The sequence below is a fragment of the Pseudoalteromonas sp. APC 3224 genome (assembly GCF_030407535.1).
GTDB lineage: Bacteria > Pseudomonadota > Gammaproteobacteria > Enterobacterales > Alteromonadaceae > Pseudoalteromonas.
On record NZ_JASDDF010000020.1, the window covers coordinates 37,634 to 61,682 of the forward strand.

At 40.9% G+C, this 24,049-nt stretch carries 16 protein-coding genes; 8 read left to right on the plus strand and 8 right to left on the minus strand.

Annotated elements, in window-relative coordinates; translation table 11 throughout:
• The first annotated feature begins 26 nt into the window (after window positions 1–26).
• Both QL989_RS10595 and QL989_RS10600 read left to right on the plus strand, forming a co-directional pair.
• A complete protein-coding gene (locus QL989_RS10595; protein WP_226916194.1) occupies window positions 27–470 on the plus strand; it encodes an Lrp/AsnC family transcriptional regulator in 444 nt (147 codons plus the stop codon).
• A 290-nt stretch (window positions 471–760) separates the two neighbouring features.
• The gene (locus QL989_RS10600; protein ID WP_008110773.1) at window positions 761–970 is read left to right on the plus strand and encodes a cold-shock protein; all 210 of its coding nucleotides are present in this window, start codon (window positions 761–763) and stop codon (window positions 968–970) included.
• Between the two features lie 101 nt (window positions 971–1,071).
• Here QL989_RS10600 and QL989_RS10605 read toward each other — a convergent pair whose 3' ends face one another.
• The 4 genes from QL989_RS10605 to QL989_RS10620 form a co-directional block, all read right to left on the minus strand.
• Window positions 1,072–1,728: a class I SAM-dependent methyltransferase gene (locus QL989_RS10605; RefSeq protein WP_290170388.1), complete on the minus strand. Its 657-nt coding sequence runs from the start codon at window positions 1,726–1,728 to the stop codon at window positions 1,072–1,074.
• 9 nt (window positions 1,729–1,737) lie between these two features.
• Entirely contained in the window at window positions 1,738–5,388 is a 3,651-nt protein-coding gene (locus QL989_RS10610; RefSeq protein WP_290170390.1) for an SbcC/MukB-like Walker B domain-containing protein, read from the minus strand.
• Window positions 5,385–6,632: an exonuclease SbcCD subunit D C-terminal domain-containing protein gene (locus QL989_RS10615; protein WP_290170392.1), complete on the minus strand. Its 1,248-nt coding sequence runs from the start codon at window positions 6,630–6,632 to the stop codon at window positions 5,385–5,387. Before QL989_RS10615 ends, QL989_RS10610 begins: the two co-directional genes overlap by 4 nt.
• A gap of 66 nt (window positions 6,633–6,698) precedes the next feature.
• Window positions 6,699–6,935 (minus strand): hypothetical protein, encoded by a 237-nt coding sequence (locus QL989_RS10620; protein ID WP_010388711.1) that lies wholly within the window; start codon window positions 6,933–6,935, stop codon window positions 6,699–6,701.
• A 404-nt stretch (window positions 6,936–7,339) separates the two neighbouring features.
• Here QL989_RS10620 and QL989_RS10625 point away from each other — a divergent pair, with 404 nt between their 5' ends.
• From QL989_RS10625 to QL989_RS10640, 4 genes are all read left to right on the plus strand, one after another.
• Complete coding sequence (locus tag QL989_RS10625) at window positions 7,340–9,784, plus strand: M1 family metallopeptidase (RefSeq protein WP_290170395.1); 2,445 nt, start codon at window positions 7,340–7,342, stop codon at window positions 9,782–9,784.
• 2 nt (window positions 9,785–9,786) lie between these two features.
• Window positions 9,787–10,281, plus strand: a complete 495-nt coding sequence (locus QL989_RS10630; RefSeq protein ID WP_138606453.1) for a DUF6702 family protein — start codon at window positions 9,787–9,789, stop codon at window positions 10,279–10,281.
• A 226-nt stretch (window positions 10,282–10,507) separates the two neighbouring features.
• Window positions 10,508–11,125: an HAD family hydrolase gene (locus QL989_RS10635; protein ID WP_138606455.1), complete on the plus strand. Its 618-nt coding sequence runs from the start codon at window positions 10,508–10,510 to the stop codon at window positions 11,123–11,125.
• A gap of 390 nt (window positions 11,126–11,515) precedes the next feature.
• Window positions 11,516–12,241, plus strand: a complete 726-nt coding sequence (locus QL989_RS10640) for a YebC/PmpR family DNA-binding transcriptional regulator (RefSeq protein ID WP_010388706.1) — start codon at window positions 11,516–11,518, stop codon at window positions 12,239–12,241.
• Between the two features lie 106 nt (window positions 12,242–12,347).
• Here the strand turns inward: QL989_RS10640 and QL989_RS10645 are convergent, their stop codons facing one another.
• The gene (locus QL989_RS10645; protein WP_290170398.1) at window positions 12,348–14,540 is read right to left on the minus strand and encodes a malate synthase G; all 2,193 of its coding nucleotides are present in this window, start codon (window positions 14,538–14,540) and stop codon (window positions 12,348–12,350) included.
• Window positions 14,541–14,778: 238 nt separating this feature from the next.
• Here QL989_RS10645 and QL989_RS10650 point away from each other — a divergent pair, with 238 nt between their 5' ends.
• The gene (locus QL989_RS10650; RefSeq protein WP_008110760.1) at window positions 14,779–16,380 is read left to right on the plus strand and encodes an isocitrate lyase; all 1,602 of its coding nucleotides are present in this window, start codon (window positions 14,779–14,781) and stop codon (window positions 16,378–16,380) included.
• 1,050 nt (window positions 16,381–17,430) lie between these two features.
• Here the strand turns inward: QL989_RS10650 and QL989_RS10655 are convergent.
• The 3 genes from QL989_RS10655 to QL989_RS10665 all read right to left on the minus strand — a co-directional run bounded on the left by QL989_RS10655 (window position 17,431) and on the right by QL989_RS10665 (window position 22,155).
• Complete coding sequence (locus tag QL989_RS10655) at window positions 17,431–19,449, minus strand: S9 family peptidase (protein WP_290170401.1); 2,019 nt, start codon at window positions 19,447–19,449, stop codon at window positions 17,431–17,433.
• A gap of 161 nt (window positions 19,450–19,610) precedes the next feature.
• Window positions 19,611–20,345 carry a 5-oxoprolinase subunit PxpA gene (locus QL989_RS10660; RefSeq protein WP_290170403.1) on the minus strand — a complete coding sequence of 245 codons (735 nt, stop codon included), beginning with the start codon at window positions 20,343–20,345 and terminating at the stop codon, window positions 19,611–19,613.
• Between the two features lies 1 nt (window position 20,346).
• Complete coding sequence (locus tag QL989_RS10665) at window positions 20,347–22,155, minus strand: glycoside hydrolase family 3 N-terminal domain-containing protein (RefSeq protein WP_290170405.1); 1,809 nt, start codon at window positions 22,153–22,155, stop codon at window positions 20,347–20,349.
• A gap of 303 nt (window positions 22,156–22,458) precedes the next feature.
• Between QL989_RS10665 and QL989_RS10670 the strand changes: the two genes are divergently transcribed.
• Entirely contained in the window at window positions 22,459–23,976 is a 1,518-nt protein-coding gene (locus QL989_RS10670) for a sensor domain-containing diguanylate cyclase (protein ID WP_290170407.1), read from the plus strand.
• Window positions 23,977–24,049: the final 73 nt, after the last annotated feature.

The window sequence follows — 24,049 nt, forward strand, 5'->3', positions numbered from 1 at the left end:
TTAGGAAATAATCAACTATGGATACCATGGATAGGAAAATTCTTGCTGAATTACAAGTCGATGGCAGACTTACCCTCTCTGAATTGGCTGATCGTGTTGGGCTAAGCGTGTCGCCCTGTCACCGCCGTGTTAAAGAGCTTGAGAAAAGCAAAGCAATTGTGGGTTACCGCACCGAAATATCACCTGAGAAAGTGGGTTTAAACTTTTCTGCGTTAGTATTTATTACTATTAAAGAGGGCGATAAAGTGTCGTTAAGCAAATTAGAGCAAGCAGTGGATGCTATTCCTCAGATCACCAATGCTCAGCGGCTATTCGGTACACCTGATTACCTGTTACATGTCGTTACTAAAGATTTAGCCGCGTTTCAGCAACTCTACGATGACAAGCTATCAGCCCTACCTGGTGTACAACGTTTAACCTCAACCATTGTAATGAAAGATATTGTAAGAGCGCGTAATTTGCACTTTTAACAGGTTACGTTTTAACACGAAGTTTAAAAAGTTAAGCCGAGGACGCTGTAAAGCCTATTATGAGAGGCTTTACAGTTGTATATAAAAATAAAGTATAAATAAAGCTTGTTATAAACTGTATTGCTGTTATTCTGCTTGCCATCGGGTTGATAGAAAGCCCAGTTTATTTGTAAGTACCACGTTGTTATTAGTAATAATCCTTCGCGATATCCTCAAGTTAAATGTTTGTTTTCTTCCTGTTAAACGCCTATTTTAAGGCAATTTTTTATTTATTTTTTTAGGATATTATTATGTCTAATACAACTACTGGTACTGTAAAATTTTTCAACGAAGCTAAAGGTTTTGGTTTTATTGAGCAAGAGTCTGGCCCAGACGTTTTCGCACATTTCAGTGCAATTTCAGGCGACGGTTTCAAAACTTTAGCTGAAGGCCAAAAAGTACAGTTTAGCGTAACTCAAGGTCAAAAAGGCCCGCAAGCTGAAAACATCGTTTGCATCTAATTTAAAGGGAGTGGGCTTTATAGCGCACTCACCACGCTAAACTAACGTTAAGCGATAAAGCTAATATCAATACGATATTAGCTTTTTTTTTTGCAAAAAATTTATACCACGTACCCACTAAAACCAAGTGCTTTAAAGTACAGTTTTGGAATGCCAAAGCCACATTCATTAAGTAACTCACTAAAACGCATCCGATCAAGCGGGTAAAACTCACGCTCTAAGTTATGTGCCATTTGCGTTTTTCCTGCTTCACTAAGGCCAAGCTCTTTGCATGTATTAAGTTGTGCCTCTCGTTCAAACGTGGTTTCTGGGCGCATTAAATCAGCAATAAATACTGGTGCAGATTTTTTAAGATTATTTTTAATCCCCTTTAATAACTGCTTTTTATCGCCGTTATCTTCAACAAAATGCATCACCAATAAACATAATACCGCGTCGGCTTTAACTTTTAATTTATCTACTGGTTGGCACTCAATGCTGATACGTGCATCAATACCTTGCTCTATAAAGCGTTGCTTAGCAATGGCTAACATGTCGGCCGAGGTATCTTGAGCGGTAAACTGCCATGTAGAATTAATATTCGCCAGCGCTGCGATTTCTTTACCTGTGCCTGCGCCTACCACTAAAATTTGGGCGTTATCAGTTAACGTAGCGCTTAGCTGTGCGTTGGTTAGTTGATGTAATAGCTCGTAACCTGGGACTAAACGGGTAATACGGTTATCATACTCTTGTGCTTCTTCGCCTGTAAAAGTGGGCATACTATTTCCTTAAATTACGTTTATGGTGGAGTATCCACCCGGTTTTTTAGCGACATGAATTTGCGTTGCAACGCGTTCGCTCATTTCACTTACATGTGAAATCACACCGACCTTTCTACCTTGCGCTTGCAGTGAATCTAGCGCGTCCATTGCAATACTAAGTGTTTCACTATCTAGTGTACCAAAGCCTTCGTCAACAAATAACGAGTTAATTTGCACTTTGTTTGAAGATAAAGAGGCCAGCCCTAATGCAAGTGCCAACGATACTAAAAACGATTCTCCCCCAGAGAGTGTGTTTACAGAACGTTGTTCATCGGCCATATCGCGGTCAATAATCGCTATATCAAGTGAATCAGCTATTGCTGTGAGTTCGTAACGCTTATTCAGCGTTTTTAAATGGCTATTAGCATAATGTAGCAATATTTTTAGTGTTTGTGTTTGCGCTAAATTACGCATTGTTTTGCCGGTTGCATCACCGAGCACTTTATTAAGTAAATGCCATTGTTCTACTTGTTGTTTAAGTTTGCTTAGCTCAGCCTGCTTGCCCTCAAGAGCTTTTGCATTTTGGTTGTGCTGCTCGATGGCAGTATTAATCGTAAGTAAGTTATTTTGTAATTGTGTTTGCTGCACAGTTAATTGAGTTTGTTGCTCAATTAACTGTGCTTCGCTGTTTGCTGGCTTATTATTTTGCTGATGCTGCTCATTGGTATTTTGCTGTTGTTTTAGCGCGGCACGAGCATCAACTAATGCTTGAGATAACTGCTCGCTATGCTTTAGCTGCTCTTTAATATCGTCATTACTTATAGCCAGTAGCACCTCGATTTGCTGATGGCTAATATCAGCATAAAGCGCGCTAAATTCTTCAAACCAAGCACTATAGCGTGTTTCAAGTGTGGCTAGCTCTTGGCTGTTATCGGCGAAGCGCTGCTCAAGGTTTTTAAGCGTAATAGCGTGCTCATCGCGCTGTTTTACGGCGCTATCGTGTGCCTGTTGACTCTGATTTAATTCACTCTGGCACTGCTCTACTTGCCTATTCAGCTGAACCTGATAATCATCAGCGCTAATCGTTTGGTTATCGAATAACGCTAAGCGCTGTTGCTGAGTATTGTTGTGTTGTTGCTGTGCTTTAGTTAAATCGTCGTTGAGCGTGCTAATTTGCTGCTCAGCTTTAGTAATAAGGGGAGTTAGTTGCTGCAGCTGTAAATTAGCGCTGTCTAATTGCTTTTGAGTTTGCTCAAGTTGTAGTTGCTGATGTTGATACTGCTCTACTTGCTCACCTAGCTCGCTTAGCGTTAACGCGCCGGTTTGCAATGTTTGCCAAAATTGACTGTTTTCAAAATGAGAATTCAGCTCACTTATAAGTGCTTCGCGTTGGCTGAGCAATTCCTGGTGCTTATTATTAAGCATGGTGAGCTGATTGTTCAGTTCAACATGCTGGGTATTTAATTGTTGCTGAGCAGTCTGTTCTTTTTTAGCCGTGTTTTGCAGTTGGTTAACCGTTTCTTGCAACTGGTTTTGTTGTTTTTGTGCTGAAAAGTACTGCGCTTTTTGCTCGCTTAATTGTTTATGGGTGTCATCAAGCTGCTCAACGCTCAAGTCATTAAGATCTGTTTTAGCCGCTTGCATGGTGTTTTTAATGTCTAACATTTTGGCTTGGGCATCAGCAATCGCTTGGCTTTGCTGCTTATGCTCTGTGACTAAAACCGCATGCTGCGTTTGATGTTGATGTAGCTGGGTTTGTGCATCTAAGTGCTGCTGCTTAGCGCCAGTATAAGTATTTTCAAAGTCGGTTATTAAGTTATTAAAAGGTTGGCTTTGATTGTTTGCAAACGGGTGCTCAGTGGCTCCACAAACCGCACATGCCTCATTAGGCAGTAGTTGTGCGCGTAAATGTTCAACATGTTCACTCGCACGCAGCCGTGCTTGATTAAGCGATTGCTCGGCGTGTTTAAGTGCTTGCTCTTTTCTGCTTAATTGCTCACGCAGTGTGATGTTAGTTTGTTCACTCTGAGTTAGCTTTTCTGCTGTAGTACTTTGTTGCTGCACTGTGTGCTTTAGTTCTTGATTAAATTGCTTATAACGCGCTCGTTGCTCTTTTAAATAATCAATATTTTTAAGCTGATTATCACACTGCTCAATATTGAATTGCTCTTGCTGTTGGGTGAGCTTATTTAGATTTTGTTGTTCAGTGCTTAGTGCATGCTCTGCATGTTCTAACTGTTTATTTTGCTCGTTGAGCTTGGTAGCGAGAGTGCTTAGCTGCAAAGTAATAGTTTGCTTTTGTTGCTCGAGTGTTTTTAATTGCGTTGTGGTATTAAAAAACTGCTTAAAGCTGTGACTAAAATAGTTCCAATCAGTGGCCAATGGCTTTAGTTGATTGTTTTCTTGTAACCAATGCTGATGGTGAGTGCTTTGTGTTGTTGCCTGCTCCACGCTGAGATTATTTTGTTGTAGCTGCTGTTGTAACTCGTTTAGTTGTTGCTGCTCTTTGGCTTTTTGTTGTGTCAGGCTTGTTATACTTTGGGTAAAAATAGCTAATTGACTGTCGAGCTCACGTGCTTTTGTTATGACTGGTTCAGCTGTTTGTTGTTGTTGTTTTGCTGTTGCTAATTCGCTTTGTTGTTTTTTAACCTTACTTGCTTGTTCATTAATAAGCGCGGCATGATCCAGCGCGTTTAATTCCTTTATTTGCGAATTTAACTGGCTGTTTTGCACCGTTAAGCTTTTAAAGCGTTGGCGATTATCTTTAATTTCAAGCGCACTTTGTGCTTGTTTTGCTTGCTCAGTTTGTGCTTTAACCGCATTTAGTGCATCACTTGCTTGTTGCTCGTTTTGTTGAGCCGCTATTAATGCTTGCTCTAAACTGTGTGCTTGTTTATACCAATTAACACCCTGCTCTGTGCTGGCCAACGTTGTTTTTATGTGTTCAGTTTGTTTTTTAAGTTCATCAAGAGTTTGTTTTTTCTCACTTAGCTCTTCATCAGACAATAACGCATAACTGGCTAAGCTGGCTGTTAGTAATTCAAATTTATCTTTAACTGCTTTATTACGCTCAAATATACGTTGGCCAATTCGACTAAATTTATCGGTGCCAGTAAGGCACTCTAAAAGTTGTGCGCGCTCATCGCCGGTGGCTTTTAAAAAGGCGGCAAACTCATGTTGTGCTAGTAGCACTGCACGGGAGAATTGCTCAAAAGTGAGGCCTATTTTATTTTCAATGGCTTTGATGGTGTTGCTTTTGTCGGCAATTAAGCTTTCATCAGGTAAGCTATGCAAAGTATGCTCTGCCACTTTTAGTTTGCCGGTTACTTTTTTATGCGTGCGTTGAATACTGTAGCGTGCTCTATAAAGTTGCTGATCTTGCCCGCTAAAGTCCACTTCCGCATAGCCTTCCCATTTCCCACGGCGCAATAAATTGCGGGCATCGTTAAGCTTTATGTTGTCGCCGTTAAAATCAATTAGGTTACCTTTGTCGCCTTTCAAACGAGCAGTTTTCGTATAAAGCGCTAAACAAATGGCATCAAGTACGGTACTTTTTCCCGCGCCGGTGTCACCTGTAATGGCAAATAAACCTGCGTCTTTGAGTGGGGATGCTAAAAAGTCGATTTCGGCATCAGCAATGGAGGCTAAGTTATGAATACGCACGGCGGTTATTTTCATAGTAGCAGCTCCTGTTCAAGTTCATCAATAACGTTGGTTAATAGTGCTTTTAATTCATTGGGAACAGTTTCGCCAGCCATATCTTTGTCGTTATTAAAGGCTTGTTCGAGCAAATTAATTGGGTTGAGCATTTCCACAAAGCTTAAATCCTCAAATACCGTTTCTGAAGAATTATTCACTTGCTGATCGCGTATCCGTTCTATACCGCAAAAGTTAACCTGTTTGCCTTTTAGTGCTTGCTCAATTTGCTCACGAAAAGTGGTGTCAATATCACTGGATTTTAGCTTTACTCGTAAGTACGGCGCTATTTCATACTGTTGTGTATCGAGTGCTTTTATTTGCTCGCATAGCTTGGCTAAAGGGACGCACTCCCCCTCGGGAAGTACAATCACTTCAGCGAGTCGAGGAATGTAAAGGGGGTTTACAGTGGTGCTTAGCGGTTGGTCTTTTTGTACGTTAAACTTAACCACATTGACTTGATGGGTGTATTTCCTTTCTGAAAACGACATTGGAATAGGCGTACCGCTGTAGCGAATATGCTCATTTTTAGCCACTAACTGCGCTTTGTGTAAATGCCCTAGCGCTACGTAATTGGCTTTTGAACCAAATACCGACGCCGAAATGGCTTCTTCACCGCCAATGACTAAGTTACGCTCAGAATCACCAGAAATATTTCCACCTTTGGCATGCAAGTGACCCATAACAATTAAAGGCGTACTTTCATCGGTAAGCGTTAATGCATGTTCAAATGCTAGTTGGTAAGCTTTAGCAACGCCTTGTGCGTAACTAGGGCCATCCTCGTTCTGGCTAAACGTACTTATATCGCTGGTTCGTAAAAACGGCATAGCGATTACTACAGCGTGTTTGTCGTTATTATTAATTGTTATTACCACGTCATTGGGATTGGCGGGATCAAACCGGCCTACAACATGGGTATCAAACTGGGCTAATAAGGGCTGAGCAGCCAAAATACGATTAGCTGAGTCATGATTGCCGGCAATTATGATCACATGTAATTGTGGGCACTGTGCTTTGGCATTTTTTATAAATTGATAGAGTTGGTTTTCGGCGCTAGCACTGGGGGTGGCGGTATGATAAATATCGCCCGCAACAAGCAATAAATCGATTTGTTGGCTAACGAGGGTGGTTAATAACCAAGAGAAAAAAGCATGATGTTCATGACGGCGATCATGTTCATAAAATTGCTGACCTAAGTGCCAGTCTGAAGTGTGAAGAACTTTCATTTTGCGCTCTTAAAAAACCATAAGAGCGCCAATATACCCAAGGCAATTAAAGATGCAAGTATCGCTTTAGGTTAAAGTATACCAAGCAATAAAAATAACCGGCAAAGCAGCAAGCGCAATTGTTAAAGGCCACTTTAATGCTTTTGCTTTTTTGGCCTGTAATACTGCTAGTGCGTTTGTTTCATTACAAGCAGCCACTTTATCAATATACAGGTAGCCTGAGTTAATATACTGCTTACAATTTTGCACGTCTGCTGGTATTGCAATTAGTTTTTGCTGCTTTTTTAGGACATAAAAATCCATAAACTCACCACACTTAATACGACTAGTTAGAACAAAAAATATTTGAGAGAAACACTAAAAAAGTACCCTCAAATTAAAAAAGTGGGCGATTCTAATTACAAACCATAGTAAAGATCAACCTAAAACTGCGTTTTTTAGTATTTTTAATGAAAATAGCTGTGTTTTTTCATTTTATCTCTACTTTTAGTGATACTCAGCCTATTTTGTAAACCCCCTTTACAGCTTAGTTTTTTATGTAAATTGCTAAACAATTTAGTTAAATGTTGTTGTGTAAAACCGTGTTTTTTATATTTACATAAAGGTATGGAATATCACCCTATAAAAGTAGGGTTTTATCGCTATTTTATTGAAGCTTAGCTGTAAATTTGTCACAGTAGCGTCACTAAAATCGATCAGGATTAACAATGAAGAAAAATTTATTTACATTGAGTGCATTTGTATTGCCTTTGGCAATGGCGAGCTCTGTGATAGCCTCATCTGTTGAACAGACTAAAGGCAGTTATGTTGATAAGTTTCGTCAACTAGACGAAGCTTTGCCTACCCCTAATGTTTACCGCAGTGCCGCAGGTGCACCAGCAGAAAATTACTGGCAACAACAGGTTGATTACGATATTGATGTAAAGCTTGATGAGCAAAAGCGTCGTTTAACGGGGAGTCAAACAATTGAATATAAAAATAACTCACCGCATACGCTTAAATATTTATGGCTTCAACTTGACCAAAACATTTTTAAAAATGACTCGATAGCAGAAACCACGCAAACTTTTAAAAGTACCCTACAAAACGAGCCTGATGCCAAGCCTGCTAAATTAAGTTTAGGTGATTTACGTCGTCAGCAGTTTATGAACGACAATGAGCTAGGTTACACCATTAGCAATGTTAAAGATGAAGATGGTAAAGCACTGCGTGTAACGGTTGTTGATACTCTAATGCGTATAGACTTAAACACGCCACTAAAGCCCGGTAAAGATGTTGAGTTTAGCATGGACTTTGTGTTTAACCTCGTTGAAGAAGATGCGGTAGGTGCACGTGCAGGTTATGAGCACTTTGAAGAAGACGGTAACGATATTTTCTTAGTGGCACAGTGGTTCCCTCGTTTAGCTGCGTATACTGATTACGAAGCATGGACCAACAAGCCATTTTTAGGCAGTGGTGAATTCACCTTAGAATTTGGCGACTACGACGTTGAAATTACGGTTCCTGCAGATCATATTGTATCGGCAACCGGTAAGCTTGATAACCCAAGCTCTGTTTTAACTAGTACTCAGCGCAAGCGTTTAAAAAAAGCTGAAACAGCAAAACGTCCTGTATTTGTAGTTACTGAAGAAGAAGCGCTCGAAAACGAAAAAGCCGGTACAGACAAAACAAAAACGTGGCACTTTAAAGCTGAAAATGTTCGTGATTTTGCATGGGCGTCGTCACGTAAATTTATGTGGGATGCTAAAGGTTACCAACAAGGGGGGAATGAGCAACCACTGGTTATGGCGATGTCGTTTTTCCCTAAAGAAGGTGGCGATTTATGGAAGAAATATTCAACGGAATCTGTGGTGCATACCATGGAAGTGTATTCAAAATATTCATTTGATTACCCATACCCAACTGCACAGTCAGTTAATGGCCCAGTAGGGGGTATGGAATACCCAATGATCACCTTTAATGGTCCACGTACAGATTTACAAGACGATGGCACACGTACTTATTCTCAAGCAGAAAAGCGCTTTTTAATCGGGGTTGTTATCCACGAAGTGGGGCATATTTATTTCCCTATGATTGTAAACTCAGATGAGCGTCAGTGGACCTGGATGGATGAAGGTTTAAATAGCTTTTTAGATGGTGTTGCTGGGCGTGAATGGGATCCAACCATTCCTTGGGGTGTTGAGCCACGTGATATTGTGGCGTACATGAAGTCTGAAACTCAAGTGCCTATTATGACGCAATCAGACAGTGTGCTTCGTTTAGGCCCTAATGCCTACACTAAACCAGCTGCAGCATTAAATATTTTACGTGAAGTTATTTTAGGTCGTGAATTATTTGATTTTGCGTTTAAAGAGTATGCACAGCGCTGGAAATATAAGCGCCCTACTCCAGCTGATTTTTTCCGTACTATGGAAGAAGCGTCAGGCGTTGATTTAGATTGGTTCTGGCGTGGTTGGTTTTACACTACAGACCATGTTGATATCTCGCTTGATAAAGTATATCAATTACGGTTAGACACAAAAAACCCTGATATCGACTTTAATCGTTTACGTGATATTGAAGCGAATAAGCCAAGTTCATTATTTGTTGAGCGTAATCGTGCTGAAGGTAAAAAAACCTGGGTAGAGAAAAATCCAGATGTAACCGATTTTTATGACGAAAACGATCGCTTTACGGTTACCAATAAAGAACGTCATTCGTACAACAAATTTTTAAAAGGTTTAAAACCGTGGGAGCGTAAAACACTCGATCGCGCACTAGAAGAAGATAAAAACTACTATGTTATGGAGTTTTCAAATTTAGGCGGCCTAGTGATGCCGATTCTTTTAGAGTTAACTTATGAAGATGGCACTAAAGAAGAGCGTTACATTCCCGCAGAAATTTGGCGTCGTAACCACAAAAATGTACAAAAGCTGATTATTACCGACAAAAACAAACCGCTGACATCAGTAACGGTCGATCCAGGCTGGGAAACGGCAGATGTGAATGTAGAAAATAATCACTACCCTCGTCGTATTATTCCTTCACGTATTGAAGTGTACAAACGTGAAAAGAGTAAGGCAAAAGTAAGCCGCGATATCATGCAAGATATTAAAACTGAGCTGAAAAAAGACGAGCCAAAAGACGAAAAAAATAACGACGAGGATCAATAATAATGCGCTTTTTGCTTATTATTGTTTGCTTTTTAATTGCTGCGCCGAGTATGGCGCATCAATTAAAATCATCTGTTACAACGATGTTATTTAATCAGCGCACGCACAATATTGAATTGATGCATCGTTTTTACTTACATGACACAGAGCATGCTGTTGGCAGTTTATTTAAAGGCAAGGTGGATATTATTGATAACAAGCGTGACCAAAAACGCTTTGCTAAATATGTTGAGTCTCATGTTGCTTTGCAAACCTTAGAGGGTGAACCACTTACGCTTAATTATGTAGGTGCACAAGTGGATGGTAAGTTCTTTTGGGTATACCAAGAAGCGACGATCCCCGATGAGATTGAAGGCATTAGAATGAGTAATGGCGCACTGCGCGATTTATGGCCTGCGCAAGTCAATATGGTAAATGTTGAGGGGCGAGGAAAAGTAAAAACGTTAAACTTTAGTCAAGACGATACATGGCTTGAAGCACGATTTGAAACTAACTAACCCACTGCGCATCTTTTCTTAGGTGCGCATTTTTATACTGTTAGGTTAGCTGATCGCGTTAACTTACTTCATCGTAAAACCAACATAACAGAATCATACAAACCGAACTAATGTGTATCAAATGAGCTATACTCAGAGCGTAATGGATTAAGTTTTTTGTAATTGTCAATTGATATACATTTTTAATGTAAAGCAAATCCGCAAACTAGTTAGCACAAGGAATGAAATGAAAACGCAAATTGAGGCAATCAAAGGTGTTATTTTTGATTTAGACGGAACCTTAGTATCATCAGAATTAAACTTTTCATTAATTAAGGCACAAGTAGGTTGCCCAGCAGATCAAGACCTACTCGAGTATATAGAACAATTACCCTCGCCCTATATGCGTGAAGAAGCAATGAATATAGTGCATCAGCATGAGCTACTTGACGCACAAAACGCGAGTTTTTTACCTGGTGTTGTTGAAGCTGTCAATGCTCTGCAAGCAAAGAATATCCCCATGGCTATTGTAACGCGTAATTTTGATAAAGCGGCTTCATTGAAACTTCAGCATAATCCGTTGCCAATCGAAACGGTACTCACCCGAACCGACGCTCCTGCTAAACCCGATCCAAGTGCCTTACTAACGATTGCAAGCCAATGGGCAATGCCAGTTGATAATGTTATTTACGTTGGTGATTATTTATATGACATACAAGCGGCCCATAATGCAAAAATGCGAGCCTGTTTATATGCCCCCGATTTAACCCCCGCGTATGCTGAGCAAGCCGACTTTGTTATTCATGGGTTTGATGAATTAGTGTCGTTAGTTGAAAGTTACGCTGAAAAGATTGGGGTCTGTTGACCTTTCAAGGTTGAATTTGCAGCAGTCTGTTTGGTATTTAGGCAAGGCAGAGCCTATGTGGGGCGATTTACTCTTTGTTGCCTACATGGATGTAGGTAAGGGGCGTGAGCAGGACGCGGAAGCTTTGCTCGGTTTTGACTTAGTCCACTAGGTTACAAACCTTGCGCCGCGATTAAATAGCCCCTAGTTTGAACAAATAGCAATCCGCAAAGGTTAACAGACCCTAATTATGTTAAATTGCGCTTTATTTGATTTCGCTAATAGCATAACGGGTATTATTTAAATTAATACTCAACTGCTTTTGCACAGCATAGCATGTTGAACCACTAGCCCAATACGCTTTGAATTGGTAAAATATCAAAAACAGAACGTATTCAATAGAGGCACAAGATGGGCAGAGCATTTGAAGTCCGCAAAAGTTCGATGGCTAAAACCGCCAACGCAAAAACTAAAGTAAATTCAAAGTATGGTAAAGAAATTTACGTTGCAGCCAAAAGTGGTGAACCCGACCCCGATGTAAATCAAACATTGCGCCGCTTAATTGAAAAAGCCAAAAAAGACCAAGTTCCTGCGCACGTAATCGAAAAAGCAATTGAAAAAGCAGCCGGCGGGGCAGGGGAAGATTACTCAACTGCACGGTACGAAGGCTACGGCCCGGGTAATTGCATGGTGATTGTTGACTGTTTAACCGATAACCCTAATCGTACTATTAAAGACGTGCGCTTACCGTTTACTAAAACAGATTCAAAAATCGGCACACCTGGGTGTGTAGCACATATGTTTGATCACCTTGCTGTTTTGGGGTTTGCAGGTGACGACGATGAAGTCGTGTTAGAAGCGCTGATGATGGCTGACGTTGATGTGACTGATGTAGAAGCCGAAGATGGCAAGGTGTCGGTATTTGCACCGCATACTGAGTACTTTAAAGCTAAAACGGCATTAGAAGAAGCATTTGAAGGCATTAACTTTGAAGTTGATGAAATTACCTTCGTTCCACAAGTACATGTTGAAATTACAGATGAAGAAGTCATTGCCAACTTTGATAAATTTATCAATATGCTTGAAGATTGCGATGACGTACAAAATGTTTATCACAACGCGACCATTAAAAATTAATTCTTAGTTTTAACTAGGCGAATTTTAGCTATTTTGCCGCTTAATAAAACAAAAAGCGCGTTTTGTGTAGGCAAAACGCGCTTTTTTAGTGTTAAATAAATGTCAGCTATTCAGCTAGGTTATGGTGCTGTGCTTTATATTTTAAGCGGTAGCTATGCAGTAGCGGCTCAGTATAACCGCTAGGTTGGCTAACGCCTTCAAATACTAGTGCCAAAGCCGCTTGGTAGGCAATGCTATTAGCCAGTGTTTGCTCATTAGTTGCCATGGGAATGTAAAGGCTGTCATGTTCATTTTGGCCATCAACAACCTTAGCCATTTTTGCCATCACTTTTTGTACTTGCTCATTACTGCACACGCCATGATGCAGCCAGTTGGCAATATGCTGGCTTGAGATACGTAGAGTAGCTCTATCTTCCATTAAGCCAATATGGTTAATGTCAGGCACTTTAGAACAGCCTATTCCTTGATCAATCCAACGTACAACGTAACCTAAAATACCTTGCGCGTTATTTTCAAGCTCACTTTGAATATCTTCTTTTGATAGCGTTTCTGGGTTTGCCATTAGCGGGGGTGTTAATAAGCTTTCTAGGCTTGCTATTTGGCGCGTGGCAATGCTTTGCTGCAGGCTAAATACATCCACATCATGGTAATGCATTGCGTGCAATGTGGCGGCGGTAGGGGAGGGCACCCAAGCCGTATTAGCACCTGATTGAGGATGCGCTATTTTTTGCTCCATCATCATCGCCATTTTATCGGGCATTGCCCACATACCTTTACCAATTTGCGCTTTATGGCTTAAGCCACAAGCTAGGCCAATATCAACGTTACGATCTTCATAAGCGCTGATCCAAGGCTGTGCTTTAATAGCCGCTTTAGGCAGTACCACACCCGCTTGCATAGAGGTATGAATTTCATCACCGGTGCGGTCTAAAAAGCCGGTGTTAATAAATACAACACGCTCTTTAGCAGCATGAATACAGGCTTTTAAGTTAGCAGATGTACGACGCTCCTCGTCCATAATACCCATTTTTAGGGTGTTTTTAGGCAAGCTCAGCGCCTCTTCAACCATGCCAAATAAAGTGTTAGCAAATGCTACTTCATCAGGGCCATGCATTTTTGGCTTTACAATATTAATACTTCGCGCGGTTGAGTTTTGAATGGCATTTTTAGTGTTTAAATCGTGCAGTGCGGCTGTTGCGGTGAACATGGCATCCATAATTCCTTCAAACACATCATTACCACTTACATCGGTAATAGCAGGGTTTGTCATTAAATGCCCAACGTTACGCACAAACATCATACTGCGCCCTTTTAGGGTCAGTTTTTGGCCATCAAGGCCTGTATATTGGCGATCGGCTTGTAACGTACGGTCGACCATTTTGTCGCCTTTTCTAAACGTTTCAACCAAGTTGCCCTGCATTAGGCCCAACCAGTTTATGTAAACTTGCACTTTATCTTCGGCATCAACTGCGGCAACTGAGTCTTCACAGTCCATAATGGTGGTCAGCGCTGCTTCAAGTACCACATCTTTTAGCCCAGCTTTATCAGCTTGGCCAATAGGGTGGTGATGATCTATTTGCAGCTCAACATGTAATCCATTGTTTTTAAGTAAAATAACACTTGGGTTTTGTGCCTCACCTTGATAGCCAACGAGTTGTTCAGGGTTTTTAAGTGTAGTGTGCGAGCTGTCGCGTAATGTAATTGCAAGTGCGCCATCCACGATTGAATAATTAGTACTTTCGATGTGCGAGCCATTTTCAAGGGGTAGCGCCTTATCTAAAAATTGTCTGGCGTAGGCCATTACTTTAAAGCCGCGCACTGGGTTGTATTGAGTCCCTTTCTCTGCACCATCTTCCTCACTGAGTACGTCTGTACCGTATAGTGCATCGTATAGTGAACCCCAGCGTGCATTGGCAGCATTTAAAGCAAAGCGGGCATTACTAACTGGAACTACTAACTGTGGCCCTGCAGTCAACGCTATTTCTGGCTCTACATTTTGGGTTTCAATATTAAAGTTTTCAGGTTCATCAACTAAATAACCAATGTCTTTTAAAAAGGCTTGGTACTGGGCTTGATCAACGTTTTTATTAGCTACATGGTAGTCATCAATCTGCTTTTGTAATTGTTCACGTTTAGCGAGTAGTGACTTGTTCAGCGGAGTAAGTGTTTGCACTATATGAGCAAAGCTTTTCCAAAACTGGTGTTCGTCTAGATGAGTACCTGGTAATAGTTGTTTTTTAACAAATTCAGCTAGTTGCTTATCAACGCTGAGTCCAGAGTGGGTGAGAGTGTGGCTCATAATTAAAATCCTTAAACGGTCCGACAGAGTGCATTTTTTATATGCGTACACTTACCATATCGCAAAAAAGTCGCTTTGAGTGCTTTTTGACCATTCACTATATGTATAGCCGTAATAACAACTATAAATTTACTAAATCTAAAAAATAAGCCTAATGTTTAATTAAGCGCTACAGAGCTAACGCGATGTAGTCACTCTCTCAACAATAAATATTAATACCCGTTCGAAGGACTTTATTATGACAACATATCAAGGCGAAACAGATACACTAGCAACACTATGCCAATCACAAGGCAGTGCATGGAAAACTATTAATCCTGAATACGCAACTCGCATGCGTTTACAAAATCGTTTTCGCTCTGGTGTTGATATTGCACAATTTACTGCTGACATTATGCGTGAAGACATGGCTGCATACGACAAAGACACAAGCCAGTACACACAGTCTTTAGGTTGTTGGCATGGTTTTACTGCGCAACAAATGATGATGGCAATCAAGCGTCACCAAAAAACAACTAAACGCAGTTACGTATACCTAAGCGGTTGGATGGTTGCAGCGCTTCGCTCTGAGTTTGGCCCACTTCCAGATCAAAGCATGCACGAAAAAACATCAGTACCAGCACTTATCGAAGAAATCTACACCTTCTTAAAGCAAGCTGATGCACGTGAACTTGACCATTTATTTAACGAGCTAGACGATGCAAAAGCAAACGGCGGCGACGTTCAAGCCGTGCTTAATAAAATTGATAACTTTGAAACGCACGTTGTACCAATCATTGCTGATATTGATGCAGGTTTTGGTAACGAAGAAGCGACTTATCTACTTGCTAAAAAGATGATTGAAGCGGGTGCTTGTGCTATCCAAATCGAAAACCAAGTATCAGATGCTAAGCAATGTGGTCACCAAGCAGGTAAAGTTACCGTTCCTCATGAAGACTTTTTAGCTAAAATTAACGCAGTACGTTACGCGTTTCTAGAGCTAGGTATTGATAACGGTATTATCGTTGCGCGTACCGATTCTCTAGGTGCAAGCCTAACGCAAAAAGTACCGGTTTCACAAAAACCAGGTGACTTAGCAAGCCAATACAATGCATTTTTAGAAACAACACCGGTAAACAGCGTTGAAGATTTAAATGAAGGCGAAACGGCAATGAAGCTTAATGGCCAACTTTGTAAGCCTACACGCCTAGATAACGGTTTATATCAGTTCCGCGAAGGCACTGAAAAAGACCGCGTAGTACTAGATTGTGTAACTAGCTTACAGTCAGGCGCTGATTTACTGTGGATTGAAACAGAAAAACCACACGTAAAACAAATTGCAGAGCTGGTAAATCGCGTTAAAGAACAAGTTCCAGATGCTAAATTAGTATACAACAACTCACCGTCGTTCAACTGGACGCTTAAGTTCCGTGAGCAAGTATACCAAGAGTGGCAAGAAGCAGGTCGTGACCTTAGCGCTTACCCAAGTATTGATGACAACAAAGCGCTTATGGCTCCAGAAATGGATGCAACAGAGCTTGCAGCAGCTGCAGACTTATTAGTACAAAACTTCCAACGCGATGGCGCACGTGAAGCAGGTATTTTCCATCATCTAATCACATTGCCAACGTACCATACAGCGGCACTAAGCACAGATATTCTATCTGAAGGTTACTTCGGTGACTTAGGTATGCTGGCTTATGTACGTGACGTACAACGTCAAGAAATCCGTCGTGAGCAAGCGTCAGTTAAGCATCAAGACCTTGCAGGCTCTAACATTGGCGATACGCACAAAGAGTACTTCTCTGGTGAGAATGCACTTAAAGCCGGTGGTGAAGCTAACACTATGAACCAATTTTAATTCCACTAGATAGTGTTACTTAAGGGCCGCAAGGCCCTTTTTTTATGCCTGCATAAAAGCAAAATTTAATAGATCAGTATTTTACTAGCTATTTGGCTAGTGAGAGTTTTCACTGCAGTGCAGCTTAAAAGTATAAATAATTTTAAAGGATGTTGATGCTCGGCTGTGAGGGCTTTATGTTGATTACGCTTTGACACGGGTAAGCACAATAAATTACCCGCTTTTTACCACATATAGATCAGATTTTAACTAGGGTCTGTTGACCTTTCAAGGTTAAATTTGCAGCAGTCTGTTTGGTAGTTAGGCAAGGCAAAGCCTATGTGGTGTGGTTCTTCCCCATAAATAGGCGATAACGCAGCATCAATGCCAAACAGGCGTTTCCCAAAGGGTTCTGCCTAGGGGCGATTTACTCTTTGTTGCCTACATGGATGTAGGTAAGGGGCGTGAGCAGGACGCGGAAGCTTTGCTCGGTTTTTACTTAGCCCACTAGGTTACAAACCTCGCGCCGCGATTAAACCGCCCCTAGTTTGAACGAATTTTAATCCGCAAAGGTCAACAGACCCTAAGCTACTAAAAGCAGATCACGATTTAACTAGCTACTTAAAAAGCAGATCAGGTTTTAACTAACCAGGTTAAAAACAGCCATTATCTTCATTATAAAGGGTCGATTTGCCTTTCTAATCCTTAATTTGGTCACTTAAACGCTTAATTTAAAGATTTTTAACCGGGGTTTGGAAGGTAATAAACCGATTTTTTACTAACTGTTGCTGCTTATAAAACATTTTTTTACTAACTGAGGGCTTATAAACAGTGACTCAAACCGAATTTTTACTAACTCAGAGGAGCTGAGTTAGTATAAACCGAATTTTTACCAACTCAATTTGAAGCTAAGTCCGATATTTAGCTTAAGTATGTAAGGGATTACTCACATTATTGCTGTAAAGGGGGTTTACACTTGTGAGCTGTGAGCTGTGAGCTGTGAGCTGTGAGCTGTGAGCTGTGAGCTTCGAGCAACGAGCTTATATAGCTCGTCACTCATAACTCTACGTTTTACTTCGAATGCTTATCAAACCACCATTGAATGTAAGCCACTTTGGTCATTAAATTTGATGGACGGGCAGTTATACCATGTGAAGCGTTTGGAATGCGGACCATCGCGGTATCAACCCCTTGTAATTTTAAGGCTTGATAAAACTGCTCTGTTTCTGAAATTGGCGTACGGTAGTCTGCTTCACCAGTCAGTAACATAGTTGGGGTTTTAACATTGCCAACATAACTGATTGGTGAGCGCTTCATGTAATGCTCAATGTGGTCCCAAGGTTTGCCCGGAAACCAATAATCGGCAAAAAATGGATAGAAGTCGGCAGTTAGTACAAAGCTGATCCAATTAATCACAGGCTTAGCAACAACAGCTGCAGCAAAGCGATCTGTATGGCCTACAATCCATGCGGTTAATACACCACCGCCGGAGCCACCGGTAACGAACAGCTTAGACTCATCAATAAAACCTTTATCAATTAGCGCGTCAACACCTGTCATTAAATCATCGTAATCATTGCTTGGATAATTATGGTGAATGGTTTGTGCAAACTCTTTACCGTACGAGTCACTGCCTCGCGGATTCATGTATAAAACGACATTTCCTTTAGCGGCAAATAGTTGTACTTCGGCACTAAAGTGAGGGCCATAGTTAGCAACAGGGCCACCGTGAATTTCAAGCACCAGTGGGTATTTTTTTGATTTATCAAAACCCGGCGGGTAAACAACCCAGCCTTGTATTGGTAACTCATCATGGCTTGATTTTAACCATAACTCTTCAACCTTGGCGAGCTGTTTAGTTTGTAGTGCATCTGAGTTTAAATCGGTTAAACGCTTTACTGTACCTCTCTTTATTGTAGCTACATCAGCAGGGCGCTGGGTATCAGCCAGTGTAAACGCAATGTCACCATTTTCACTAATATCAAAATCACCACCAGAATAAGGGCGGCCAAACGCTACGCTACCTATTTGTTCGGTAATCACCTTACGTTTACCACTTCGAGGTTGATAAGCGAGTGCGGTTTGGCCTTCATCGGCATAGCTAAAATAGAGGCCTTTTGAATTTGCGCTCCATTGTATTTGGCCAACGCTGCGATCGAAATCGCTAGTCAGACTTTGGGTATCACCGGTTTTTAAATCACGAATATAAAGCTGAGTATTTTCATAGTTAGTGCGCTTGTCATCGTAGCCAGTATAAGCAAGGTACTGACCGTTAGGTGAGACCTGAGGTTGTTGATCTGGTCCATTACGGTCGGTCAGTGCGATGATCTCTAACGTGTTTAAATTAAGCTGGTACACTTCACTATTGGTTGGCTTGAGTGCATTTTCAGCGTGTCTATTGGCTGAGAAATAAAGTAATTCGCCGTTTTTACTAAAGCTTACACCGCCATTATAATCAAAGTTATCGTTAGTGAGTTGTTGTGCATTGCCGCCATTCGCATTAAGAGTAAATAGCTGATTAAATCCTTTTTGACTATAGCCTCTGCCATCTGCACGGTAGTAAACATCGTCAATAAATTTAGCAGGGTCTGCCCAGCTAGCGCCTTTAGGTTTACCTGGTAAACTGACTGGTGGTGAGCTTATTTCAGGAACAAACATACTAAACACCAGTTGTTTAGAATTAGGTGACCAGGTGATTGAGCGAGGTGCATTAGTAAGATTACTAATTTTTGCCACAGCACCCGTTTTAAGCCACTTCATGTATATTTGATTACTGCCATCTCTGTTAGAGATAAACGCAAGGCGCTGTCCATCGGGTGACAACACAGGCGAGTAGTCCATAAATACACCTGATGTTAAGGGCTGTAGTTGTTCAGTGTTGTAATCAACAGACCAAATATTACCGACTTTGCGATCGGTTTTAATATCCATGCGGTTGCGGACAAAATACACTGTTTTACCGTCGTCAGTAATATCTATTTGGTTGGCATATTCTAAGTTGAATATATCTTGAAGTTGCAATGTATCGGTATTGGCAACGGCCAAGTGGCTGCTACCTAGTATAAGGCTCATAGCTAAAAGCGTTTTCATTGTTTATCCCTGTTTTAAATCACTAATCTATTTATAGGGTAGTGGAGGGATAATTTATAGTCAGATGCGACGAAGCTCGCATTTAAAACTACCAATGAATGCAGGTGGTAAAAGAAAGCAAAAGCTGTAAAGGGGGTTTACAGCTTAATCTGTGTACGGCTTTAGTTATTGGTTGAACAAAGCGCTTTTATCTCTTCAATAATTGCAATGCCTTGGGGATTATCGCCATGCACACAAATGCTGTCAGCAACCAGTTTCAACGATTTTCCAGATTGAGTAGTCACACTGTTACTGGCTAAAAGCTGCTTAACCTGAGCTAATAATGCGTCTTTGTTATGCACACTGCCGGCTATATTTCGTGATACTAAGTGCCCTTGGTCAGTGTACTGCCTGTCTGCGAACGCTTCTAATATCAGTGTGAGCCCAAGGTGGCGAGCCATTGTTTGATGTAGCTTGGCATCGGCTGTGGCGAGTATCATTAACTTTAAGTTTGCAGGGTAACTGGCAACTGCACCCATAACAGTGGTGAGTAGTTGCTGGTTTGTCATCATGTCGTTATATAACGCACCATGGGGTTTTACATAGCTAAGGGTTTGCCCTTGTACTTTTGCCATGCCATCAAGGGCGGCTATTTGATAGTGCAAACATTGAGTGAGCTCAGCCACACTCATACTCATTGAGCGCCTACCAAACCCTTGTTTATCAGGGTAGCTTGGATGAGCGCCAATCATAACATTATGTTGTTTAGCTAGCTTTAGGGTATGCGCGATTACACTCGCATCACCAGCATGAAAGCCACAAGCAATATTTGCCATATCAATATGGGGCATAACGTCGTTATCAAGGCCCATTTGCCATGCACCAAAGCTCTCGCCTAAATCACAATTAAGTTTCATATTAATGGCTCTTCGATTGTTTAATTGTTACCGGTAATTGGCCTTTGGCTGGGGCTTGGCCAAATAATACTTTTGCCAGTGCAGTAAAAGCAGGCCCAGACACCAGATCGTTTTTATCTACATCAATATTATAGGCGTATGAGGCAAGCACTGCATCAGCATAGTGACCAAATTGCGCAATGTCATACGGTGCACGTAAACTAATAAATACCGTGGGAGTGTGTTGTTTAGCCATTTTTAGTAATGACTCAAGCGCTTTAGGTTGCTCTGCGTTATTTAAGGCAAAGTTTGGGTTATCGGCTAAGTCATCCATACCGCCAATTTCCACTGCACTTTGGTTCGGCGTTGCATTGCCAGCAATAACAATACTTGCTTGGTTTATGTTGCGCCGCGCTTCACCTGGATCAAAGCCCTGTAAGCTGCTGCAACTAAAACTGAGTGGTTGTGAACTTAACGCACTAATTGCTTGTTGCATTGCCATGCACTTGCGGGTGTCAGGCATAATAATATGAATATGCTTATCAGCGCCAAGTTTAAGCGGCAAAGTATTATTGTTATTTCTTATTTGGGTAATTGCCGCTAATGCCAGATATGCTTCTAATTCACGATGTGCTTTATTACCAATAATGTGTTTGGCATTTGCCAATGCATTAATGGGGTTAGGTAAAGCGTTTAATTTAAATTGATGTTTAAGTGAGGTAATTCGCTGCGTCGAATGGGCAATTTCGTCTGCGTCTAGTTGCTTTGTTTTAACAGCACTGACTAAAGAGTCAATGAGCGCATCGAGTTTATTTATATCCTCAGGCGTTCTAATTTCTATTGGCATTAGCGCAATATCAACTCCAGCTGCAAAAGTGTTTACAACTGCTTGTGTAGGGCTGAAAAAATGGCTAATACCAGCCATATCCAGTGCATCGGTTACCACTACGCCTTGATAGTTCAGTTCATCGCGAAGGATATCGGTCATGATTTTACGCGACATGGTCGCGGGTTTAATCATTTGCTTACCGTCTACATTGGTTAATGTACTGCTATCAAGCTCAGGGTATTGAATATGCGCGGTCATTATCATCCCAGGACTATGCTGCTCAATAATCTGTTTAAACGGCGCTAAATCTTGAGCGTAAATGACTTCTTTTGAATGCATCACTTTAGGTAAGCCTGTATGGCTATCTACATTGGTATCGCCATGTCCTGGAAAGTGTTTTATAGCGCTAATTATACCGTTTTTTTCAAACTCAATAACTTGTGCTGCACCCATTGCCGCAACTTCATCAGGGCTTTCACTAAAAGAGCGTACATTAATAACTGGATTGTCAGGGTTCATATTTACATCAACCGTTGGCGCATAATTTACATTAATGCCAAGCACTGAGAGTTCAGTGGCCAGTATATTTGCCGTTTGGGTTGCGAAATAAGTACCGTGCTCAGGGTAAGTTGCGCCAATTGACATATTACCGGTAAATGAGGTGGCCACATCGCGAGGTAAACGAGCTACGCGTCCGCCTTCTTGGTCAATAGAAATAAACAGTGGTAGGCCTGACTTAGATTTAGATGCAGCTTGTTGTAGCTGCTGATTAAGGTTAATAATTTGTTCTATGTTTTGGGTGTTTTCAGAAAATAAAATCACCCCGCCAATATCATAACGGCTAATTGCTTTTGCTAATTCATCGGGCAATTCAGTTAATGGCGTTCTGCAGCGTTGGCTACTGCCTTGCTGACAAAAATAGCGTAAATCGAGCATAAGCTTTTGCCCTAGTTGCTGCTTAAGTGACAGCGCAGAATCGGCAAAAGAAGATTTTATTGGCATGAAACATCCGATTAAAAAAAGAGAAGACGATAACAAGTACTTATTTAGCAACACACACCTCAAGGCTAAATAAAAATAAAGTGCATGCAGCTTAACTATTATTGAGCTTAACTGCAAAACCCAGCAAATATAAATCGTATGATTTAATCATCCTTAAAATCACAAAAATTAGGTCACTTAGTTCTATTTATGTATTATATTAATGATGTATGCAGTGCATAGCAGTCGTTTTTATTTGCTTAGGATGATATTAAGTTGCGTTTTCGATTACCATTTACTTTTAAACTTAGGCAATTAATTCTTTTGTTAGCTATGCCCGCTGCAGCTGCTATTTTGTTTAGTGGTTTATATATTAGTTATCAAGTCCAAAAAGAACGGGTAATAGAAGATACCCTGCAAAGTAATCATGTATTTGCTAGTAAGTTAGCCTCAGCAACTGAGCACTTTTTAACAGCAGCAATGCAGCAACTTGAGTTTTCAGCCAGTATTATTGCTGAAGATATTACCAACACTGAGTTACTCCAAGCTGAAACCGACCGGCTTTTAAATCAGACGCATAGCTTTAATTCGGTGGCAATTAACATGCAAGGTGTTGTTAAAGCAGCCTCACCTGTGTCTTTAAATATTATTAATAAAACGGTTAATTCAGTCCATTCTAAGCAGGCTCTTAAATCGCAGCAGCCGCAGGTTAGTCTGCCTTATATTTCGCTGGCTAATAATTTAATTATTGTTGTCTCCTATCCTCTGTTTGATCTGGCAGGGAATTATTATGGTTATATTGGCGGTAGCTTCTATTTAGAGCAGCAGAGTATTTTAAATGCTTTGTTAAAACAACATAGTTACGATGGCGGGGCGTACTTTTATGTGGTCGCTGATAATAAAACCTTACTTTATCACCCTGATTCTAAGCGCATTGGCAAGCAAGTATTTAATAACCCAGTTATAGAGCGAGTTTTGCAAGGTGAAGATGGATTCACTCGAGTTATAAATAGCCAAGGAGTGGCTATGCTGGCCGGGTTTTCCCACGTAGGACTTGCTAATTGGGGGATTGTTGCCCAGCGAAGTGAAGCGGCAACCCTTGCTACGCTTGATACTTTTCAAGGGCAGGTGCTTAAGCGAATGTTGCCCATAGTAATCATTACTTTTTTATTAATTGCTATGCTAGCTCACTATATTGCTAAGCCATTAAGACTGTTAGCCGATAGCGCTAATTTATCGACCGATAAGAAAAACGTAGATCATCTTAAAAGTATTAAGTCTTGGTACTTCGAAAGTAACCAGCTTAAACACGCGATGTTAGAAGGGATTCATGTTTTGCAATCGCAAATGGGACAATTACGTCAAGATGCACTTACCGATCTGCTAACCGGCGCGCATAACCGGCGGGGTTTAAACATATTGCTTGAAAATTTGATGGATAAGCAGATCCCGTTTGCAGTGCTTGAAATTGATATCGACTTCTTTAAACAGGTTAATGATACATTTGGCCATGATACGGGTGATGAAGTACTAAAAACCCTTACTCGTATTATACAATCGTTATCGCGCAAGCATGATATTGTGTCACGCACTGGTGGAGAAGAGTTTTTACTGGTATTACCTAACGAAAATAATGATAGTGCGTTTGTTATCGCTGAGCGTTTACGTAACCAAGTAGCCACCACATCAATGGCAAAAGTAGGCTATATAAATGTATCTATTGGTATCGCTACTTGGCCACAGCATAGCGATGATATCGATCAAGTATATAAATGCGCTGACAAAGCGCTCTATCACGCGAAGGAAACGGGCCGTAATAAAACCGTGATAGCCAATTTTTAAAAAAATTAACTTACCTTAAGTTTTATTTAAGTTTCGCCTATTAAATTCTACCTATAGATTTAATACAGGCGAT